Source organism: Mycobacterium sp. NAZ190054, from assembly GCF_001545925.1.
GTDB lineage: Bacteria > Actinomycetota > Actinomycetes > Mycobacteriales > Mycobacteriaceae > Mycobacterium.
Window position 1 is genome coordinate 1 of sequence record NZ_LMVQ01000592.1, and the last position, 18,504, is coordinate 18,504.

The 18,504-nt window shown below is 67.8% G+C and carries 17 protein-coding genes and 1 pseudogene; 4 read left to right on the forward strand and 14 right to left on the reverse strand.

Going from position 1 to position 18,504, the window contains the following annotated elements; translation table 11 throughout:
- Together ASJ79_RS30500 and ASJ79_RS30505 are read right to left on the reverse strand one after the other, a co-directional pair.
- Positions 1-804: pseudogene (locus tag ASJ79_RS30500) on the reverse strand (peptidase M23); the annotation flags it as partial.
- Between the two features lie 219 nt (positions 805-1,023).
- Complete coding sequence (locus ASJ79_RS30505) at positions 1,024-1,611, reverse strand: DUF6676 family protein (protein WP_067963778.1); 588 nt, start codon at positions 1,609-1,611, stop codon at positions 1,024-1,026.
- Positions 1,612-1,816: 205 nt separating this feature from the next.
- On the opposite strand from ASJ79_RS30505, the gene ASJ79_RS30510 reads away from it, so the two are divergent.
- Both ASJ79_RS30510 and ASJ79_RS30515 read left to right on the forward strand, forming a co-directional pair.
- Positions 1,817-4,633, forward strand: a complete 2,817-nt coding sequence (locus ASJ79_RS30510; protein ID WP_067963742.1) for an aconitate hydratase — start codon at positions 1,817-1,819, stop codon at positions 4,631-4,633.
- A gap of 10 nt (positions 4,634-4,643) precedes the next feature.
- Complete coding sequence (locus tag ASJ79_RS30515) at positions 4,644-5,207, forward strand: TetR/AcrR family transcriptional regulator (protein WP_067963746.1); 564 nt, start codon at positions 4,644-4,646, stop codon at positions 5,205-5,207.
- A gap of 1 nt (position 5,208) precedes the next feature.
- Here the strand turns inward: ASJ79_RS30515 and ASJ79_RS34685 are convergent, their stop codons facing one another.
- The 5 genes from ASJ79_RS34685 to ASJ79_RS34690 all read right to left on the reverse strand — a co-directional run bounded on the left by ASJ79_RS34685 (position 5,209) and on the right by ASJ79_RS34690 (position 9,936).
- Positions 5,209-5,403: a helix-turn-helix domain-containing protein gene (locus tag ASJ79_RS34685; RefSeq protein ID WP_067963781.1), complete on the reverse strand. Its 195-nt coding sequence runs from the start codon at positions 5,401-5,403 to the stop codon at positions 5,209-5,211.
- A gap of 86 nt (positions 5,404-5,489) precedes the next feature.
- A complete protein-coding gene (locus ASJ79_RS30525; RefSeq protein ID WP_067963749.1) occupies positions 5,490-7,118 on the reverse strand; it encodes an ABC-F family ATP-binding cassette domain-containing protein in 1,629 nt (542 codons plus the stop codon).
- Between the two features lie 110 nt (positions 7,119-7,228).
- On the reverse strand, positions 7,229-8,059 hold the full coding sequence (locus ASJ79_RS30530) for an enoyl-CoA hydratase (RefSeq protein WP_067963752.1): 831 nt from the start codon (positions 8,057-8,059) through the stop codon (positions 7,229-7,231).
- 16 nt (positions 8,060-8,075) lie between these two features.
- Complete coding sequence (gene trxA / locus ASJ79_RS30535) at positions 8,076-8,438, reverse strand: thioredoxin (RefSeq protein ID WP_067963757.1); 363 nt, start codon at positions 8,436-8,438, stop codon at positions 8,076-8,078.
- A gap of 46 nt (positions 8,439-8,484) precedes the next feature.
- Positions 8,485-9,936 (reverse strand): glycoside hydrolase family 16 protein, encoded by a 1,452-nt coding sequence (locus ASJ79_RS34690; protein ID WP_231751106.1) that lies wholly within the window; start codon positions 9,934-9,936, stop codon positions 8,485-8,487.
- 4 nt (positions 9,937-9,940) lie between these two features.
- On the opposite strand from ASJ79_RS34690, the gene ASJ79_RS32965 reads away from it, so the two are divergent.
- A complete protein-coding gene (locus ASJ79_RS32965; protein ID WP_156448711.1) occupies positions 9,941-10,201 on the forward strand; it encodes a hypothetical protein in 261 nt (86 codons plus the stop codon).
- 367 nt (positions 10,202-10,568) lie between these two features.
- Here ASJ79_RS32965 and ASJ79_RS30545 read toward each other — a convergent pair whose 3' ends face one another.
- From ASJ79_RS30545 to ASJ79_RS30575, 7 genes are all read right to left on the reverse strand, one after another.
- Positions 10,569-10,913 (reverse strand): metal-sulfur cluster assembly factor, encoded by a 345-nt coding sequence (locus tag ASJ79_RS30545; protein ID WP_067963760.1) that lies wholly within the window; start codon positions 10,911-10,913, stop codon positions 10,569-10,571.
- Positions 10,910-11,374, reverse strand: coding sequence for a Fe-S cluster assembly sulfur transfer protein SufU (gene sufU / locus ASJ79_RS30550; protein WP_067963762.1), 465 nt, complete (start codon positions 11,372-11,374; stop codon positions 10,910-10,912). The genes ASJ79_RS30545 and sufU overlap by 4 nt, the downstream gene beginning before the upstream one ends.
- Entirely contained in the window at positions 11,374-12,624 is a 1,251-nt protein-coding gene (locus ASJ79_RS30555; protein ID WP_067963765.1) for a cysteine desulfurase, read from the reverse strand. Before ASJ79_RS30555 ends, sufU begins: the two co-directional genes overlap by 1 nt.
- 1 nt (position 12,625) lies before the next feature.
- Positions 12,626-13,396, reverse strand: coding sequence for a Fe-S cluster assembly ATPase SufC (gene sufC / locus ASJ79_RS30560; RefSeq protein WP_067963767.1), 771 nt, complete (start codon positions 13,394-13,396; stop codon positions 12,626-12,628).
- A gap of 1 nt (position 13,397) precedes the next feature.
- A complete protein-coding gene (sufD, locus tag ASJ79_RS30565) occupies positions 13,398-14,585 on the reverse strand; it encodes a Fe-S cluster assembly protein SufD (protein WP_067963770.1) in 1,188 nt (395 codons plus the stop codon).
- Entirely contained in the window at positions 14,585-16,033 is a 1,449-nt protein-coding gene (sufB, locus tag ASJ79_RS30570) for a Fe-S cluster assembly protein SufB (RefSeq protein ID WP_067963773.1), read from the reverse strand. The genes sufD and sufB overlap by 1 nt, the downstream gene beginning before the upstream one ends.
- A 76-nt stretch (positions 16,034-16,109) precedes the next feature.
- A complete protein-coding gene (locus ASJ79_RS30575) occupies positions 16,110-16,865 on the reverse strand; it encodes a metalloregulator ArsR/SmtB family transcription factor (RefSeq protein WP_197420442.1) in 756 nt (251 codons plus the stop codon).
- 73 nt (positions 16,866-16,938) lie between these two features.
- On the opposite strand from ASJ79_RS30575, the gene mptB reads away from it, so the two are divergent.
- Positions 16,939-18,504 (forward strand): polyprenol phosphomannose-dependent alpha 1,6 mannosyltransferase MptB (gene mptB, locus ASJ79_RS30580; RefSeq protein WP_067963776.1); only part of this gene is annotated, 1,566 nt, incomplete at its 3' end.

Here is an 18,504-nt window from a genome sequence, read left to right on the forward strand (position 1 = left end):
GGCGCCCTGGTATCCGACCAGTTGGCGCGGGTCGGCGAGGCCGGTGCAGCCGAACGCGGTCTCGGCGACCAGAGCGCCGTCCCGGACGGCGTACGCCGTGACGTCGGTGTGTGAAGCCGAGTCCAGCTTGGCCTGGGCCTGTGCCCGTTCGGCGGTCAGCCGGTCGAGTTCGACCTGCTGGGCCTTGAAGGTCTGCTGGGCGTTGGTCAGCGCGGCCACGGCGTCCTGCTGGCTGGCCTCGGCGGCCTTGACGGCGTCGTCGGCCTGCTGCTTGGCCAGCCGTGCCGCGGACTCCCGGTTGACCTGTTCGGTGCGCGCGCGCTGCAGGTCGGCCATCACCTTCTGCGAACTGATCGACAGCGCCTCCCCGGTGGCTGCGGTGTGCAGGATGTCGGACGGATCGGTCGCCGTCAGGTACGAACCCGACGGTCCGCTGACGTACATCGACGCGGCGAAGGTGTCGAACCGGTCCTGGGCGGCGGCGATGGCGGCGTGGGCGTCCTTGACGCGCTGGGCTCCGGCTTCGACCTCGAGCTGGGCGGCCTCGGCCTTCTCCCGGGCGGTCTGCACGTCCAGGATGGCCTTGTTGACGCTCTCCTGTTGCATCTGGATCTGCGCGCCGAGGTCCTGCAGCTTCTGGTTGACGTTGGCCACGTCGGTCACCAGCTGCGCCAGGCCGCTCTCGGGCGCGGGCTGCGCCAACGCCACGTTGGGCGCCAGGTTGGGCAGCGTGATCACCATGCCCATGGCGAGCGACGCCGCGCACAGCCGCGAAGCGGAGGCGCTGCCGGGGGTGCGTCTCATTCGACTCAAGTCTCCTCAGGCTCCACGCATACGTGTCGGCACAGGGTCCGGGCGCCCAAGCACAGAAGTCACATCAGGAACAACCGCAACATCAAGCACCGATTGCACCGTACGTCACATCTGACGCTAAAGAAACTTTAGTCACAAATTACAACAATGTAATTGCAATCGGCGTTATCAAATGGTGATATTCGAGTTCGCCAAAGGCGGAGCGTGCTGTCAGTCTGCGCTGGCAGGCGTCACGTCAGAAGAAGACGCGCGTTTGCTCCAATTCTGCAGGACCCGGGTTCCGACCACGGCCAGCGCGACCAGGAAAACAAGGACAATGGTGAATGGCGTCCACGGAAAGTGGGAGGCCGTCAACTCGCCGACGAAATTCTTCGACGACAGCACCGGATCCCCGGTCTTGGCCACGTCTTCGCCGGCCTCCAGGGTCACGCGGTCGAACTCGGGACTGTAGGTGCCGGCGAACGCCGGGCTCAAGGCCAGCACCGTCGCGCCGGGATGGTCGGCGCCGATCTCGGTCGCGATGTCGCGCAGCGGACTGTGGATCGGCGGATTGGCCCCGATCACCACGATCTTGAGATCGACACCGTGGCTATCGGCGTCCTCGACGACCTGCCGCAGCTGCGACACCGCCTCGGGATCGAGGCCCCTGGCGCTGACGCCGGTGTGCGCGACGTCTTCGCGCACGACGTCCATGCAGACATCGGGAGCACCGGGCACGGCCGGGTCGATCCCGACGGTATGGCACAACTCCGGCGGGATGTAGGTCGGCGGGAACGGCACGAAAAGCGGTCCGGTCACACGCAGCACGGTAGCCGACGGGCCGGGGCGCTCACGCACGACACGGGCGCGGCATTCGCGGGTACCCGGCCCGAGTGGCAGCACGCCGGCCCGGCAGCCAGACTTGGTGCCGGCCTGGGATTACTTACAGGACAAGCGTACTGTTAAGGTTACAAACGCCGCCGACACAGCCCGTCGCGGCGATGGTCGAAATCCGGGAGTTGATGTGAGCAGCAAGAATTCATCCCTGAACTCGTTCGGGGCGAAGGACACGCTGAAGGTCGGAGACAACAGCTACGAGATCTACCGCCTGGACGCGGTCCCCGGTACCGAGAAACTTCCCTACAGCCTCAAGGTGCTCGCCGAGAACCTGCTGCGCACCGAGGACGGCTCCAACATCACCAAGGATCACATCGAGGCGATCGCGAACTGGGATCCGCAGGCCGATCCGAGCATCGAGATCCAGTTCACCCCTGCCCGCGTGATCATGCAGGACTTCACCGGCGTGCCCTGCATCGTCGACCTGGCCACCATGCGCGAAGCGGTCGGCGAGCTCGGCGGCGACCCGCAGAAGGTCAACCCGCTGGCCCCCGCCGACCTGGTCATCGACCACTCGGTGATCGCCGACCTGTTCGGCCGCGCCGACGCGTTCGAGCGCAACGTCGAGATCGAGTACGAGCGCAACGGTGAGCGCTACCAATTCCTGCGCTGGGGCCAGGGCGCCTTCGACGACTTCAAGGTCGTCCCGCCCGGCACCGGGATCGTGCACCAGGTCAACATCGAGTACCTGGCCAGCGTCGTGATGGACCGTGACGGCGTGGCCTACCCCGACACCTGCGTCGGCACCGACAGCCACACCACGATGGAGAACGGCCTTGGCGTGCTCGGCTGGGGCGTCGGCGGCATCGAGGCCGAGGCCGCGATGCTCGGCCAGCCCGTCTCGATGCTCATCCCCCGCGTCGTCGGGTTCAAGATCACCGGCGAGCGCCGTCCCGGCGTCACCGCCACCGACGTGGTGCTGACCGTCACCGAGATGCTGCGCCAGCACGGTGTGGTCGGCAAGTTCGTCGAGTTCTACGGCGACGGCGTCGCCGAGGTGCCGCTGGCCAACCGCGCCACCCTGGGCAACATGAGCCCCGAATTCGGTTCCACCGCAGCGATCTTCCCGATCGACGAGGTGACCATCGACTACCTGCGGATGACCGGGCGCAGCGAGGAACAGCTGGCACTGGTCGAGGCGTATGCCAAGGAACAGGGCATGTGGCACGACCCGCAGCGCGAGCCGAAGTTCTCCGAGTACCTGGAACTCGACCTGGCCGACGTGGTGCCCTCGATCGCCGGCCCCAAGCGTCCGCAGGACCGGATCGCGCTGTCGGACGCCAAGACGGCGTTCCGCAAGGACATCCACAACTACGTGGAAGAGCACATGCCGGTGGAGCACTCCAAGCTCGACGACGCGGTCGAGGACACCTTCCCGGCCAGCGACCCGACGGCCAGCCTGTCCTTCGCCGACGACGGCGCGGTCGACGTGGCCTCGGCGGCGGTCGGCTCCAACGGCCGGCCGAGCAAGCCGGTGACGGTGACGTCCGACGAACTCGGCGAGTTCGTGCTCGACCACGGCGCGGTGGTGATCGCGGCGATCACCTCCTGCACCAACACCTCCAACCCCGAGGTGATGCTCGGCGCGGCCCTGCTGGCCAAGAACGCCGTCGAGAAGGGGCTGACGAGCAAGCCGTGGGTGAAGACCACGATGGCCCCGGGCTCACAGGTCGTCACGGACTACTACGACAAGGCGGGTCTGTGGCCCTACCTGGAGAAGCTCGGCTTCTTCCTCGTCGGCTACGGCTGCACCACGTGCATCGGCAACAGCGGGCCGCTGCCCGAGGAGATCAGCAAGGCGGTCAACGACAACGACCTGTCGGTGACGGCCGTGCTGTCGGGTAACCGCAACTTCGAGGGCCGCATCAACCCCGACGTCAAGATGAACTACCTCGCGTCTCCCCCGCTGGTGATCGCCTACGCGCTCGCCGGCAGCATGGACTTCGACTTCGAGGCCGACTGCCTGGGCTACGACAAGGACGGCAATCCCGTCTTCCTGAAGGACATCTGGCCGTCCCAGCAGGACATCAATGACACCATCAAGTCGGCGATCAGCCAGGAGATGTTCACCAAGAACTACGCCGACGTGTTCAAGGGTGACGACCGCTGGCGCAACCTGCCGACGCCCAGCGGCGACACCTTCGAGTGGGACGCCGAGTCGACGTATGTCCGCAAGCCCCCGTACTTCGATGGGATGCCTGCCGAACCGGAGCCGGTCACCGACATCAAGGGCGCCAGAGTGCTTGCCCTGCTGGGCGATTCGGTCACCACCGACCACATCTCCCCGGCCGGCGCCATCAAGCCGGGGACACCGGCCGCGGATTATCTCGAGTCCCATGGCGTGCAGCGCAAGGACTACAACTCCTACGGTTCGCGCCGCGGGAACCACGAGGTGATGATCCGCGGCACGTTCGCCAACATCCGGCTGCGCAACCAGCTGCTCGACGACGTCTCGGGCGGCTACACCCGCGACTTCACCCAGGACGGCTCACCGCAGGCGTTCATCTACGACGCCGCGCAGAACTATGCGGCGAAGAAGATCCCGCTGGTGGTGCTCGGCGGCAAGGAATACGGCTCGGGATCGTCGCGCGACTGGGCGGCCAAGGGCACGAGCCTGCTCGGGGTCCGTGCCGTGATCACCGAGTCGTTCGAGCGCATCCACCGGTCCAACCTGATCGGCATGGGCGTGATCCCGCTGCAGTTCCCCGAAGGGGAGTCGGCGGCGTCGCTGAAGCTCGACGGCACCGAGACCTTCGACATCACCGGCATCGAAGAGCTCAACGAGGGCAAGACGCCGCGGACGGTCAAGGTCACCGCCACCAAGCAGGACGGTTCCAAGGTCGAGTTCGACGCGGTGGTGCGGATCGACACCCCCGGCGAGGCGGACTACTACCGCAACGGCGGCATCCTGCAGTACGTGCTGCGGAACATGCTGAAGTCCTGAGCAATCTGCCATGCCTCGGGTGACCGACGATCATCTGGCGGCACGTCGCCGCCAGATCCTCGACGGTGCCCGGCGGTGCTTCGCCGAGTACGGCTACGACCGGGCCACGGTCCGCCGTCTGGAGCAGACGATCGGGCTCTCGCGCGGCGCGATATTCCACCACTTCCGCGACAAGGACACGCTGTTCTTCGAACTGGCGCGTGAGGACGCGGAGCGGATGGCCGATGTCGCGGCGCGCGAGGGCTTGATCCAGGTGATGCGCGACATGCTGGCCGCCCCGGACCAGTTCGACTGGCTGGCCACCCGGCTGGAGATCGCGCGCAAATTACGCAACGACCCGGCGTTCAGCCGGGGCTGGACGGAGCGGTCGGCGGAGGTGTCGGCGGCCACCACCGAGCGGCTGCGCCGCCAGAAACAGGCCGGGCGGCTGCGCGACGACGTGCCGGGCGAGGTTCTGCGCACCTACCTGGAACTGGTGCTCGACGGTCTGGTGGCGCGGCTGGCCGCCGGCGACGACCCCGAAAACCTGGGCGCCGTACTGGATCTGGTGGAAGACTCGGTCCGTCAGCAGTGAGCTAACTGGCCCGCCGCCCACGGTGATTCGGGCCGCCACGGCTCCGCATCGTGGCGCCTGACTCCCGCAGCATGCTGTGGATCGAACCGTAGGAATGGCCGGTTTCGGCTACCAGCGAGCGGATACTGGCGCCGCGCTCGTATGCGTTGCGTAACTCGGTCATGAGTTGGTCTCTGGACTTGCCGTTCTTCTTCACCTTGGACGCCTTCCCCGCTGCGGTGCACGGATGTAGCGTCCGCATACCCAGCCGGATGTCCCCTGACACCGGGCATCGGTGAAAACTCAGGCCAATTCGATCAGGTCGCGGTACTCGTCGGACCAGAAGTCCTCGGTGCCGTCGGGCAGCAGCAGGACCCGCTGGGGATTGAGCGCCTCGGCGGCGCCGGGGTCGTGGGTCACCAACACCACGGACCCGACGTAGCTGCGCAGCGCGTCGAGGACCTGCTCGCGGGAGGCCGGGTCGAGGTTGTTGGTGGGCTCGTCGAGCAGCAGCACGTTCGCGGTCGACGCCACCAGCCCGGCCAGGGCCAGCCGGGTCTTCTCGCCGCCGGACAACGTCCCCGCCGGCTGGTCGAGCTGCGCGCCGCTGAACATGAACGCCCCGAGCAGACCTCGCAGATCCTGTTCCCCGGTGTCGGGGGCGGCGTGCCGGATGTTCTCCCACACCGTGGCGAGGTTGTCGAGGGTGTCGTGCTCCTGGGCGAAGTAGCCCAGCTTGAGTCCGTGACCGGGTTCCAGGCCGCCGGCGTCAGGGGTCTCCACCCCCGCCAGGATCCGCAGCAGCGTCGTCTTGCCTGCGCCGTTGAGACCCAGTACCACCACCCTCGAGCCGCGGTCGATGGCCAGGTCCAGCCCGGTGAACACCTCCAGCGAGCCGTAGGTCTTGGTCAGCCCCTTGGCGATCAGTGGGGCCTTGCCGCACGGGGCAGGCGTCGGGAACTTGATCCGGGCCACCTTGTCGGCCACCCGTTCCTCGTCGAGGGCGGCCATCATCCGCTCCGCGCGACGCAGCATGTTTTGCGCGGCAACGGCTTTGGTGGCCTTGGCACCCATCTTGGCGGCCTGGGTGCGCAGCGCGGAAGCCTTGCGCTCGGCGTTGGCACGTTCACGGCGACGCCGTTGCTCGTCGGTGGCCCGGGCGTCGAGGTACTTCTGCCAGCCCATGTTGTAGACGTCGGCCTCACCGCGCACGGCGTCGAGGAACCACACCCGGTTCACGACGTCGGCCAGCAGGTCGACGTCGTGACTGATGACGACGAGTCCGCCGGTGTGGTTCTGCAGGAAGGTGCGCAGCCAGCCGATCGAGTCGGCGTCGAGGTGGTTGGTGGGCTCGTCGAGCAGCAACGTGGTGGCCGAACCGCTGCCGCTCTCGGACGCGGCGAACAGGATGCGGGCCAGCTCCACCCGCCGGCGCTGACCACCGGACAGCGTGCGCAATGGCTGGGTGAGCACACGGTCGGGCAGGCCCAGGCTGGCGCAGATCCGTCCGGCCTCGCTCTCGGCGGCGTATCCGCCGAGCGCGGCGAACCGCTCCTCCAGCTGGCCGTAGCGGCGGACCGCCTTGTCCCGGGCGGCGTCGTCGGCGACCTCGGCCATCAACGCCTGCTGCTTCTCCAGGTCCGAGAGCAGGGTGTCCAGCCCCCGCGCCGACAGCACCCGGTCACGGGCCAGCATGTCGAGATCGCCCTCTTTGGGATCCTGTGGCAGGTAACCGATTTCGCCGGTGCGGGTGACCGAGCCCGCGTAGGGTTCACCCTCGCCGGCGAGGATCCGCATCGTCGTCGTCTTCCCCGCCCCGTTTCGGCCGACCAGCCCGATGCGGTCTCCGGGCTGCACCCGCAGCGCCGATCCCTCGATCGAGAGCAGCGTGCGTGCTCCTGCGCGGACCTCGAGGTCCGTGGCGGTGATCACGCGAGAAGCTCCTGGGGAAACGAGGGCATGGCGATACCCATGCCGTGGACGGCTTCTGAAAGGCTAGTGGTTGTTGCTGGCCTGAGGCCAATCAGATTGCTCGCCGAGGCTCACCTGTCGTCGGTGAAGCGCGGGGGGCGCTTCTCCTTGCGGGCCGCGACGGCCTCTTCGAAGTTGCTCGTCAGCAGCCGGAGGTAGAGCTGCCCCAGGCCTTCGGCCTGCATGTGGGCCTCCAGCGATCCGGCGTCCAGCCCGCTCCACAGTGTGCGCTTGGTCAACTCGGCGCCCGGCCGCGAGTACGCGGCGATGCGCTCGGCCATGTCGTAGCAGGTCGGCAACAGCTCCGCGGCGGCAACCTGCCTCGACACCAGCCCGATGCGCTCGGCCTCGTCGGCGTCGACATCGCGTCCGGTCAGCATGATCTCGAACGCCCGCGACGAGCCGATGGCGCGCGGCAGCAGGTAGCTCAGGCCCAGTTCGCTGGCGGTCAGCCCGTTGTTGATCCCCGCGGCCCGGAAGTACGCGTCCGTGGAGGCCACCCGGATGTCGGCGGCCAGCGCCAGGCACAGGCCACCGCCGATCGCGGCTCCGTTGACCGCCGCGATGACCGGTTGGTGCAGCTTGCGCAGCGCGAGGATGACGTCGTCGAGCACCTCCATGGACCTGAGGCCGAACGACGGGCGGGTCAGGCCGGCGACGTGGGGCACCGACCCGGCCGACTTGTGGTCGGCCCCGGACGAGAAACCGGCGCCTGCGCCGGTGAGCACGACGACGCGGACGTCATTGTCGTGGGTGATCTCGTCGAGCGCGGCCTTGAGCGGCACCATGACGTCGAACGCCATCGAGTTCATCCGCTCCGGGCGGTTCAGCGTCACCAGCGCGACGCCGGGCCGCGGATGCTCCACCAGGACGAAGCCGTCACCATCGGTCACGGCATGCACAGTAGCGTGAAGCGGATCAGCCCTGACCGTTGTCCTGGGCGGCGATCGCGGCGTCGATGTCGAAGTCCTTGACCCGCTGGACGAGGTCTTCCAGCGCGGCGGGCGGTAGTGCACCCGCCTGGTTGAACACCAGTTTGCCCTTCTTGAACGCCATCAGCGTCGGGATCGAGCGGATGTCGGCCGCGGCGGCGAGCTGCTGCTCGGCCTCGGTGTCGACCTTCGCGTAGACCACGTCGGGATGCTTGTCCGACGACGCCGCGAACGTGGGCGCGAACGCTTTGCACGGGCCGCACCACGATGCCCAGAAGTCCACCAGGACGATCTCGTTGTCGTTGATGGTGTCGTTGAACTCTTGTGCGGTGATGTCTCGGGTAGCCACGTGTATCCCAACGTTCGTGTCGGCGGGTCTGTTCCTGTGCCCCTCTCTACAGAGCGTAGGCCTTCACCCAGTCGACCTTCATCTGCGCCTGGAACGGGGCGGTCGGGTCAGGGTCGCCGGTCCAGGGGTTTCCGACGGCCACGTTGAGGATCAGATAGTGGTCCCACGCCCCCGAGAACGGTGTCCAGTCCCCGCCGAGCGCCTCGTACTCGGCCTTGGTAACCCGGCCCACCTCCACACCGTCGACGTGCCACACGATCCGGTCGGAGTACCAGTCCATGCCGTAGTCGTGGAAACCCTGTGACAGGTCGACGCCGAGGTCGGCGTCGACGCCGTGCAGCTTGACGTCGACGGTGTTGTTCGTCTGCGCCGGCCCGTGGATGTTGCCGGTCCATGTCGTGCGCGACTCCGGGGTGCCCATTCCCGGGACCTCGACGATGTCGATCTCACCCTGCCGCGGCCAGTCGTATTCGTGGCCCGGCTCCAGCCCGACCGACCAGAACGCCGGCAGCACGCCTTCGGTGACGGGCATCTGGATGCGCGCCACCACACGGGTTCCGACCCCGATGGACTGCTTGCCCATCGTCACCACACGTGCCGAGGTGTAGTTGTACGGCGCGCCGAGCCCGTCGGGGGCCGCCTCCCGGCGCGCTTCGATCACGAGATTTCCGTCCGCGTCGATGTAGACGTTGTCGCCGTCGGTGTAGTACTGGTTCTCCCCCGCCGACTGTCCCCACCGCCCGGTCTGCAGACCCCAGTAGCGCAGGGCCTCCTCCAGGCTGGAGAAGTTGGTCTCCCACAACGGTTTCGGGCTCGACGACCCAGGTCGCGGAATCACCACGTTGCGGTAGATCCGCGACCGGGTGACCAGCCACCGCGTCTCGGTGGTCTTGGACACCGGGATCGCGAGCCAATCGGTGCCCATCAACTTGCTGCGGATACCGATGGAGTACAGCACGTCGACGATCATCGACCCCCATGTCACCTTCGTGCTCGTGGCGGCGGCGACGAGGACCGGGTCCACCTCGACGGCCGCGTCGTCGGCGGCCGCATCGGCGGTGGTGGCGGCGGTGGTGGTGCCCAGCGCGACGGCTTCGGTGACCGGTTCGGTCGGCTCGTCCGCTTCGGCCCGGGCCGGCGCGGAACGGGCATCATGGTCTCGACCTTCGGAGGCCGGGCTCGCGGCCGGGGCGGGCTCGGCGTCGCGGTCCTCGACGTCGTCCTCGGGCAGGACCGCCGGGTCGTCGACCGGCGGCGCCTCGGCCTCCACCTCGTCGCCGGCCTCCTCGGTCACCTCGCCGTCCGCAGCCTCTTCATCCTCGGCCGCATCCTCGGCGGCCTCCTCGTCGGCGGCCTCTTGTGCGGCCTCGTCGTCGGCGGCCTCCTGTGCGGCCTCGTCGTCGGCCGCCTCTGGTGCGGAACCCTCGTCGCGAGTGGACGTCTGCGCGCCGGTCCCGGGTGCGTCCGCCTCCGGGCGGTCGGTGTTCTCCGCGGACACCGAAGTGCTCGACGAGGTATCCGTATCGGTGCTCGCCGATGCGGTCGCAGCACCGGTCACCATCGCCGCGCCGAGACCGGCGACCATCACGCCGCCGGCCAGCCAGTGTTTGCGAACAGATTTACGTGCGCCATTGCGGCGACTACTCCAGGCCATTGCGACATCCATTCCCGTTGCCGAATCAATAGACGAAACAGAAAAAGAACCGACGATCGATGGATGCTCGGCATCGAGCGAATATGAACGGTTAGCGGAGCATCACTGAGGTACGTCAAACGTAAAGCTTTGAGCTAGTAAGACCCTGTCCTCTGCAACTTCCTCCCAGGTATCGCCGTGTGCGGAGCAAACGTTAGCGAACCGGCGACGAACGCGCGCGTTTTCGCAGCGAAAATGTTGCGAGGACGGAATATCCGCCTTTCGGCAATTCGCCTGCCGGATAGAAAAAACTAATAAACGGCATTTCCAGCGCAGTGCCGGGAATTTGCCAAAGTTGAGGCACAGGGAGCTGCCGGTACGAGAAATCCGGCGCCGGAACGTGTTTCACGCACAGACAGGCGCAACGCGGACACCGCTGAGAATTGCCGCGATGTCAGGAGCAACGCGCGGCCGGCGAAGGCCGGGCCCTGGGCGAATCAGACGGTGAAGCCGAGGGCTCTCAGTTGCTCGCGGCCGTCTTCGGTGATCTTGTCCGGACCCCACGGCGGATTCCACACCCAGTTGATCCGGATCTCGTCGACCAGTCCGGCGCCGACCAGCGCGGTGCGGGACTGGTCTTCGATGACGTCGGTCAACGGGCACGCCGCCGAGGTCAGTGTCATGTCGATCAGCGCGACCGGACCGGAATCACCCTTCTCCAGGTTGATGCCGTAGACCAGGCCGAGGTCGACGACGTTGATCCCGAGCTCGGGATCGACGACGTCACGCATCGCCTCTTCGACGTCGGCCAGAAGCTCGTCACTCGCTGCCGTGTCACTCATGGAATCTCCTCAGAAATCTCGGGCCCGTGGGCCTCCGCCAATGCCGCCTTGAACGCCGTCCAGCCGAGCAGCGCGCACTTCACCCGCGCCGGGTACTTCGCCACCCCGGCGAAGGCGACGCCGTCCCCGAGCACGTCCTCGTCACCCTCGATCTTGCCGCGCGACGACACCATCTCCGAGAACGCCGCCACCGTCTTGAGCGCGTCCCCGACCGTCTGCCCGATCACCTGATCGGTGAGAACCGATGTCGAGGCCTGGCTGATCGAACAACCCTGACCGTCGTACGAGATGTCGGTGACGGTCTCACCGTCCTCGGACAACGCCACCCGCAGGGTCACCTCGTCGCCACACGTCGGGTTGACGTGGTGCACCTCGGCGGCGAACGGTTCCCGCAGGCCCCGGTGATGCGGGTGCTTGTAGTGATCCAGGATCGTTTCCTGGTAGATCTGCTCCAGCCGCACTAGTCCTGCCCGAAGAACTCGACCGCCCGGCGCACGCCGGCGACGAGGCGGTCCACCTCGTCGAGGGTGTTGTACACCGCGAAGGACGCCCGCGCGGTGGCGGCGACGCCGAACCGGCGATGCAACGGCCACGCGCAATGGTGGCCGACCCGCACCGCGACGCCGTCGTCGTCGAGCACCTGCCCGACGTCGTGAGCGTGCACACCCTCCACCACGAAAGACACCGGCGAACCGCGATCCTCCATCGAGGTCGGGCCGATGATCCGGACACCGTCGATCTCCGAGAGCCCGGCCAGCGCCGCGGCCACCAGTTCCCGCTCGTGCTCCTCGACGGCGGACATTCCCAGCGCGTCCAGATACCGCGCCGCCGCGGCCAGCCCGACCACCTGCGAGGTCATCGGGGTGCCCGCCTCGAAGCGCTGCGGTGCGGCCGCGAACGTCGTGGCCTCCATCGTGACGGTCTCGATCATCGACCCGCCGGTCAGGAACGGCGGCAGCGCGTCGAGCAGTTCCCGCCGGCCGTAGAGCACACCGATTCCGGTGGGGCCGAGCATCTTGTGTCCGGAGAACGCGGCGAAGTCGACGCCGAGGTCGTGGAAGTTCACCGGCTGGTGCGGCACCGACTGGCAGGCGTCGAGGACCACAAGGGCGCCGACCGCCCTGGCCCGGGCCACCAGTTCCGCGACCGGCGCGATCGCGCCTGTCACGTTCGAATGGTGGCTGAACGCAACCACTTTCACATTGTCGTCGAGCTCGAGCGAATCCAGGTCGATGCGCCCGTCGTCGGTGACGCCGAACCACTTCAGCGTGGCCCCGGTGCGCTGGGCGAGTTCCTGCCACGGGACGAGGTCGGCGTGGTGTTCGAGTTCGGTGGTGACAATGACGTCGCCCGGCCCGACCGCGTTCCCGAACCGCTTGTCTCCCAGCGCGTACGCGACCAGGTTGATGGCTTCGGTGGCGTTCTTGGTGAACACCAGCTCATCGGCGTCGGCACCGACGAAGGAGGCGATGTCCTCGCGTCCCTGCTCGTAGGCGTCGGTGGCCTCCTCCATCAGCTGGTGCGCGCCGCGGTGCACCGCACCGTTGGAGTTCAGCAGGAAGTCGCGCTCGGCGTCGAGCACGGCGAGCGGCTTCTGCGACGTCGCCCCGGAGTCCAGATAGGCCAACTGGTTTCCGCCGCGCATCACCCGGCCCAGGATCGGGAAGTCCGCCCTGAGCGCGGTGACATCCAGCACCTTCGCCGCCGTCACGTCAGGCCCCCGCGGCGGCAGCCTGGGTGAAGCGCTCGTAGCCGTTGGCCTCCAGTTCGTCGGCCAGCTCGGGACCCCCGGACTCGACGATCCGCCCGCCGACGAACACGTGCACGAACTGCGGCTGGATGTACCGCAGGATGCGGGTGTAGTGGGTGATCAGCAGCACGCCGCCGTTCTCGCCCTCCGCGTAGCGGTTGACGCCCTCGCTGACGACCCGCAGGGCGTCGACGTCGAGGCCGGAGTCGGTCTCGTCCAGAATCGCGATCTTGGGCTTGAGCAGGCCGAGCTGCAGGATCTCGTGGCGCTTCTTCTCACCGCCGGAGAAACCCTCGTTGACGCTGCGTTCGCCGAAGGCGGGGTCGATGCCCAGGTCGGACATGGCCGACTTGACCTCTTTGACCCAGTGCCGCAGCTTCGGGGCCTCGCCGCGCACGGCGGTGGCCGCGGTGCGCAGGAAGTTCGACATCGACACACCGGGCACCTCGACCGGGTACTGCATGGCCAGGAACAGGCCCGCGCGCGCCCGCTCGTCGACGCTCATCTCCAGCACGTCCTCACCGTCGAGGGTGATCGACCCCGAGGTCACGGTGTACTTGGGGTGGCCGGCGATCGCGTAGGACAGCGTGGACTTGCCCGACCCGTTGGGGCCCATCACGGCGTGTGTCTCGCCCGACTTCACGGTCAGGTCGACGCCCTTGAGAATCGGAACCTCGTCCCCTTCGGGGGTGAAGACCGATGCGTGCAGGTCCTTGATTTCCAGTGTGGTCATGTCAGTTCGTTCTCGATTCAGTGATCGCTAGTTCTCGTTCGATGGCTTCGGTCAGGCGCTCGCGCACGGCGGGGACGGCGATCTTGGCGATGATCTCGTTGAAGAAGCCGCGCACCACCAGCCGGCGGGCCTGATCTTCGGGGATGCCGCGCGACCGCAGGTAGAACAACTGCTCGTCGTCGAAACGCCCCGTGGCGCTGGCGTGCCCGGCGCCGACGATCTCGCCGGTCTCGATCTCCAGGTTGGGCACCGAGTCCGCGCGGGCGCCGTCGGTGAGCACCAGGTTGCGGTTCACCTCGAAGGTGTCGGTGCCGGTGGCCTCGGCGCGGATCAGCACGTCGCCGACCCACACCGTGTGTGCGTCCGGCTTGCCGGAGGCCGGGTCACCCTGCAGCGCACCCTTGTACAACACATCGGACTTGCAGTGGGGCTGTGAGTGGTCGACCAGGAGCCGTGACTCGAAGTGCTGCCCGTCGTCGGCGAAGTAGGTGCCGAGCATCTTGGCATCGCCACCGGGAGCGTCGTAGCGCACCGTGGCGGTGGTCCGCACCACGTCGCCGCCGAGGGTGACGTTGACGTGCCCGAGCACCGCGTCCCTGCCCAGCCGGGCGTGGTGGGAGCTGACGTGGACGGTGTCGTCGGCCCAGTCGGCGATCCAGATGACACCGAGTCCGGCCGAGTCGCCGACGACGATCTCGACGTTGTCGGCGTAGACACCGCTGCCGCGGAGGTCGACGACGACGATCGCCCGCGACAGTTCCTCGACACGGATCTGCAGGTGGCCGTAGGCTACCGCGCCCTCGCCGGGCCCGGTGATCACGATCTCGACGGGCTCGGCGACCTCGGTGTCGCGCGCGACGGTCACGATGGTCGCCGACTCGAACGACGAGAACGCTTGCGCGGCAACCCGATCGGTCGGCACACCGGCCTGGCCGAGGCGTTCGTCGCCGCGCTGGACGGTCTCCACGGTCACGCCGGGACGCTGGCTGACGGTGATCCCGGCCGAACCGCTGGGGGTCGCCGACCCGTCGTGCAGCCCGCGCAGCCGCTTGAGCGGCGTGAACCGCCAGATCTCGTCGCGGCCGCCGGGCACCTCGAACGCGTTCACGTCGAACGACGAGAACAGTTCGCCCTTGTTGACGGCGGTGAGGGTCGAGCCCTCCACCGCCTCGGACAGATTCGATGCCACTAGCCGACCGCACCTTCCATCTGCAGCTCGATCAGCCGGTTGAGCTCCAGCGCGTACTCCATCGGGAGTTCCTTGGCGATCGGCTCGACGAAGCCGCGCACCACCATCGCCATGGCCTCGTCCTCGGTCAGGCCGCGGCTCATCAGATAGAACATCTGATCCTCGCTGACCTTGGACACGGTGGCCTCGTGGCCCATCGTGACGTCGTCCTCACGGATGTCCACGTACGGATAGGTGTCGGAGCGGCTGACCGTGTCGACGAGCAGCGCATCGCATTTCACGCTCGAGCGGGAACCGTGCGCACCCTTGTTGACCTGGACCAGGCCGCGGTAGGAGGCGCGTCCGCCGCCGCGGGCCACCGACTTGGACACGATGTTGCTGGACGTGTTCGGTGCCAGGTGCAGCATCTTGGCGCCGGTGTCCTGGTGCTGGCCCTCACCGGCGAACGCCACCGAGAGCACCTCACCCTTGGCGTGCTCGCCGGTCATCCACACGGCCGGGTACTTCATCGTGACCTTGGAACCGATGTTGCCGTCGACCCACTCCATGGTGGCGCCGGCCTCGGCCCGGGCACGCTTGGTCACCAGGTTGTAGACGTTGTTCGACCAGTTCTGGATGGTCGTGTAGCGGCAGCGCCCGCCCGGCTTGACGATGATCTCGACCACTGCGCTGTGCAGCGAGTCGCTCTTGTAGATCGGCGCGGTGCAGCCCTCGACGTAGTGCACATAGGCGCCCTCGTCGACGATGATCAGCGTCCGCTCGAACTGGCCCATGTTCTCGGTGTTGATCCGGAAGTAGGCCTGCAACGGGATGTCGACGTGCACGCCGGGCGGCACGTAGATGAACGACCCGCCCGACCACACGGCGGTGTTCAGCGCGGAGAACTTGTTGTCCCCGGCCGGGATCACCGTGCCGAAGTACTGCTTGAAGATCTCCGGATGCTCACGCAACGCCGAGTCGGTGTCAAGGAAGATCACGCCCTGGGCCTCGAGATCCTCGCGGATCTGGTGGTAGACCACCTCGGACTCGTACTGCGCGGCGACACCGGACACCAGGCGCTGCTTCTCCGCCTCCGGGATGCCCAGCTTGTCGTAGGTGTTGCGGATGTCCTCGGGGAGGTCCTCCCACGACGCGGCCTGCTTCTCGGTGGAGCGCACGAAGTACTTGATGTTGTCGAAGTCGATGCCGTCGAGGTTGGATCCCCAGCTCGGCATCGGCTTCTTGTCGAAGGTGCGCAGCGCCTTGAGACGGATGTCGAGCATCCACTCGGGCTCGTTCTTCTTCGCCGAGATGTCGCGGACCACCGCTTCGGACAGCCCTCGCTGCGCGCTGGCGCCCGCGACGTCGGAGTCAGCCCAGCCGTAGCCGTACTTACCCAGCGAGGCGATGGCCTCCTCCTGGGTCAAGGTCTCCGGCTTGGAGACTGAAGCCTCCGGTGTGAGTGTCATCGCGACACACTCCTTTTGCTCTCGTCGTGGCTTCGGCGCGGGCTGTGCACCGAAGATCTGTGTGTTGTCCGTTTGTTCAGCGCTCGACCGGTACCAGCGGCACGTGGGTGGTACAGGCACAGTCGCCGTTGACGATGGTCGCGAGCCGTTGCACATGGGTTCCCAGCACCTCGGCCATCGCCTGTTGTTCGGCCTCGCACAGCTCGGGGAACTGTTCGGCGACGTGCGACACCGGGCAATGATGCTGGCAGATCTGCACGCCGCCCAGCGGGCCGCCCACCCTGGCGGTGGTGGTCGCATATCCGGCGCTGGTGAGGGCTTCGGCGATGCTGTCGGCGGTGGCCTCGACCTCGTTGTCGGAGGCGGTCTCGCCGACCGGGTCCACGTCGGCGAGGATCGTGTCGATGCGGCGCCGGGCGAATGTGCGCACCGCGTCGTCGCCGCCGATCTCACGGAGTTGCCGCATGGCCGCCGAGGCGAGGTCGTCGTACGTGTGCTCCAGTTTGGCCCGCCCGGCCGCGGTGAGCTGGTAACGCTTGGCCGGCCGGCCCCGGCCCGCGTGCTGCCAGGATGCCGCGGCGTGGGCCTGCGCCTCGCCGGCCTCGATGAGCGCGTCGAGATGCCTGCGCACACCCGCGGCCGACAAGCCGAGACGTTCGCCGATACGGCCTGCGGTGACCGGACCCGATTCGAGCAGCAACCTGATGATCGCGCCCCTGGTGTGACCGTCGGCGGGCTGCGGCGACGCCGACGCAGGCGCCTCCGAGCTGTGCGGACGGATTTTCACAACACCAGTGTGACGCAATTCCGGGGCCGGGTCCACCAAGGGCACCCTTAGCCGGGGTCTGGTTTCTCACAACCGTCGTCGCGGTTTCCGGGGAATAACCGCCCGCTACGCTGCCATCGTGGCAGCCCGCCGGCACTCCCTCAGCTCGTCGATCGCCCGCTGGCACGGCGACGAGCGGACCGTCGGCAGCCCGCTGAACGCCGCCGAGCTCGCCGCGATGCGCCGCACCCGGATCTTCGGCGCCACCGGCACGGTGCTGATGGCGATCGGCGCGCTCGGCGCCGGCGCCCGACCGGTCGTGCAGGACCCGACATTCGGGGTCCGGCTGCTCAACCTGCCCTCGCGCATCCAGACCGTGTCGCTGACGATGACCACCACCGGTGCGGTGATGATGGCGCTGGCGTGGCTGATGCTGGGCCGGTTCGCGCTGGGACCCCGCAAGATGACCCGCAGCCAGCTGGACCGGACACTGCTGCTGTGGGTGCTGCCGCTGCTGCTCGCGCCACCGATGTACAGCAAGGACGTCTACTCCTACCTGGCGCAGAGCGAGATCTCCCTGCAGGGCAACGACCCCTACGAGGTGGGGCCCGCGCCGGGGCTCGGCCTCGACCACGTGTTCACCCTGTCGGTGCCGAGCATGTGGCGGGAGACCCCCGCCCCCTACGGACCGCTGTTCCTGTGGATCGGACGCGGCATCTCGCAGCTGACCGGCGAGGACATCGTCGAAGCGGTGCTCTTCCACCGCCTCGTCGTGCTGGTGGGCGTCGGCATGATCGTCTGGGCCACGCCGCGACTGGCCCGCCGTTGCGGGGTCGCCGAGGTCAGCGCGTTGTGGCTGGGTCCGGCCAACCCGCTGCTGTTCATGCACCTGGTGGCGGGCATCCACAACGAGGCGTTGATGCTCGGCCTGATGCTGGCCGGCACCGAGTTCGCGCTCCGCGGGGTGGACGCGGCGACACCGCTGCTGCCGCGGCCGTTGACGTGGCCGCACGGCCGGGCGCAGTGGATCCGCTGGTATCCGATGGCGATGCTGATCGCCGGCGCGGTGCTGATCACGCTGTCCTCCCAGGTGAAGTTGCCGTCGTTGCTCGCGCTGGGCTTCGTGGCGATGGCCCTGGCCCACCGGTGGGGCGGGACGGTCAAGGCCTTCCTGATCGCGAGCGCGTCGCTGGGCGCGGTGTCCGTGGCCGTGATGGCGTTGATCGGCTGGGCGAGCGGCCTGGGCTTCGGCTGGTTGTTCACCCTCGGCACCGCGAACGTGGTGCGCAGTTGGATGTCGCCGCCGACGCTGCTGGCACTGGGCACCGGCCAGGTCGGCATTCTGCTCGGACTCGGCGATCACACCACCGCGGTGCTGGCGCTGACCCGTGCGATGGGTGTGACGCTGATCGCGGTGATCGTGCTGTGGCTATTGTTCGCCGTGTTGCGCGGCAGGCTGCACCCGGTCGGCGGTCTCGGCGTCGCGCTCGGGGCCACCCTGCTGCTGTTCCCGGTCGTGCAGCCGTGGTACGTGCTGTGGGCCATCATCCCGCTGGCCGCGTGGGCGACCCGGCCCCGGTTCCGCGCCGCGGCCATCGCCGTGACGCTGGTGGTCGGCATCTTCGGGCCGACCGCCAACGGCGACCGGTTCGCGCTGTTCCAGATCGCGCTGGCGACCGTGGCGAGCACGGTGATCCTGCTGATC

What these genes read in the sequence shown, in the direction of transcription:
- ASJ79_RS30515 (WP_067963746.1), top strand. Translation starts at nt 4,644, where the DNA reads ATGCCTCGGGTGACCGACGATCATCTGGCGGCACGTCGCCGCCAGATC.
- ASJ79_RS30545 (WP_067963760.1), bottom strand. Translation starts at nt 10,913, where the DNA reads ATGAGTGACACGGCAGCGAGTGACGAGCTTCTGGCCGACGTCGAAGAG.
- sufC (WP_067963767.1), bottom strand. Translation starts at nt 13,396, where the DNA reads ATGACCACACTGGAAATCAAGGACCTGCACGCATCGGTCTTCACCCCC.
- sufB (WP_067963773.1), bottom strand. Translation starts at nt 16,033, where the DNA reads ATGACACTCACACCGGAGGCTTCAGTCTCCAAGCCGGAGACCTTGACC.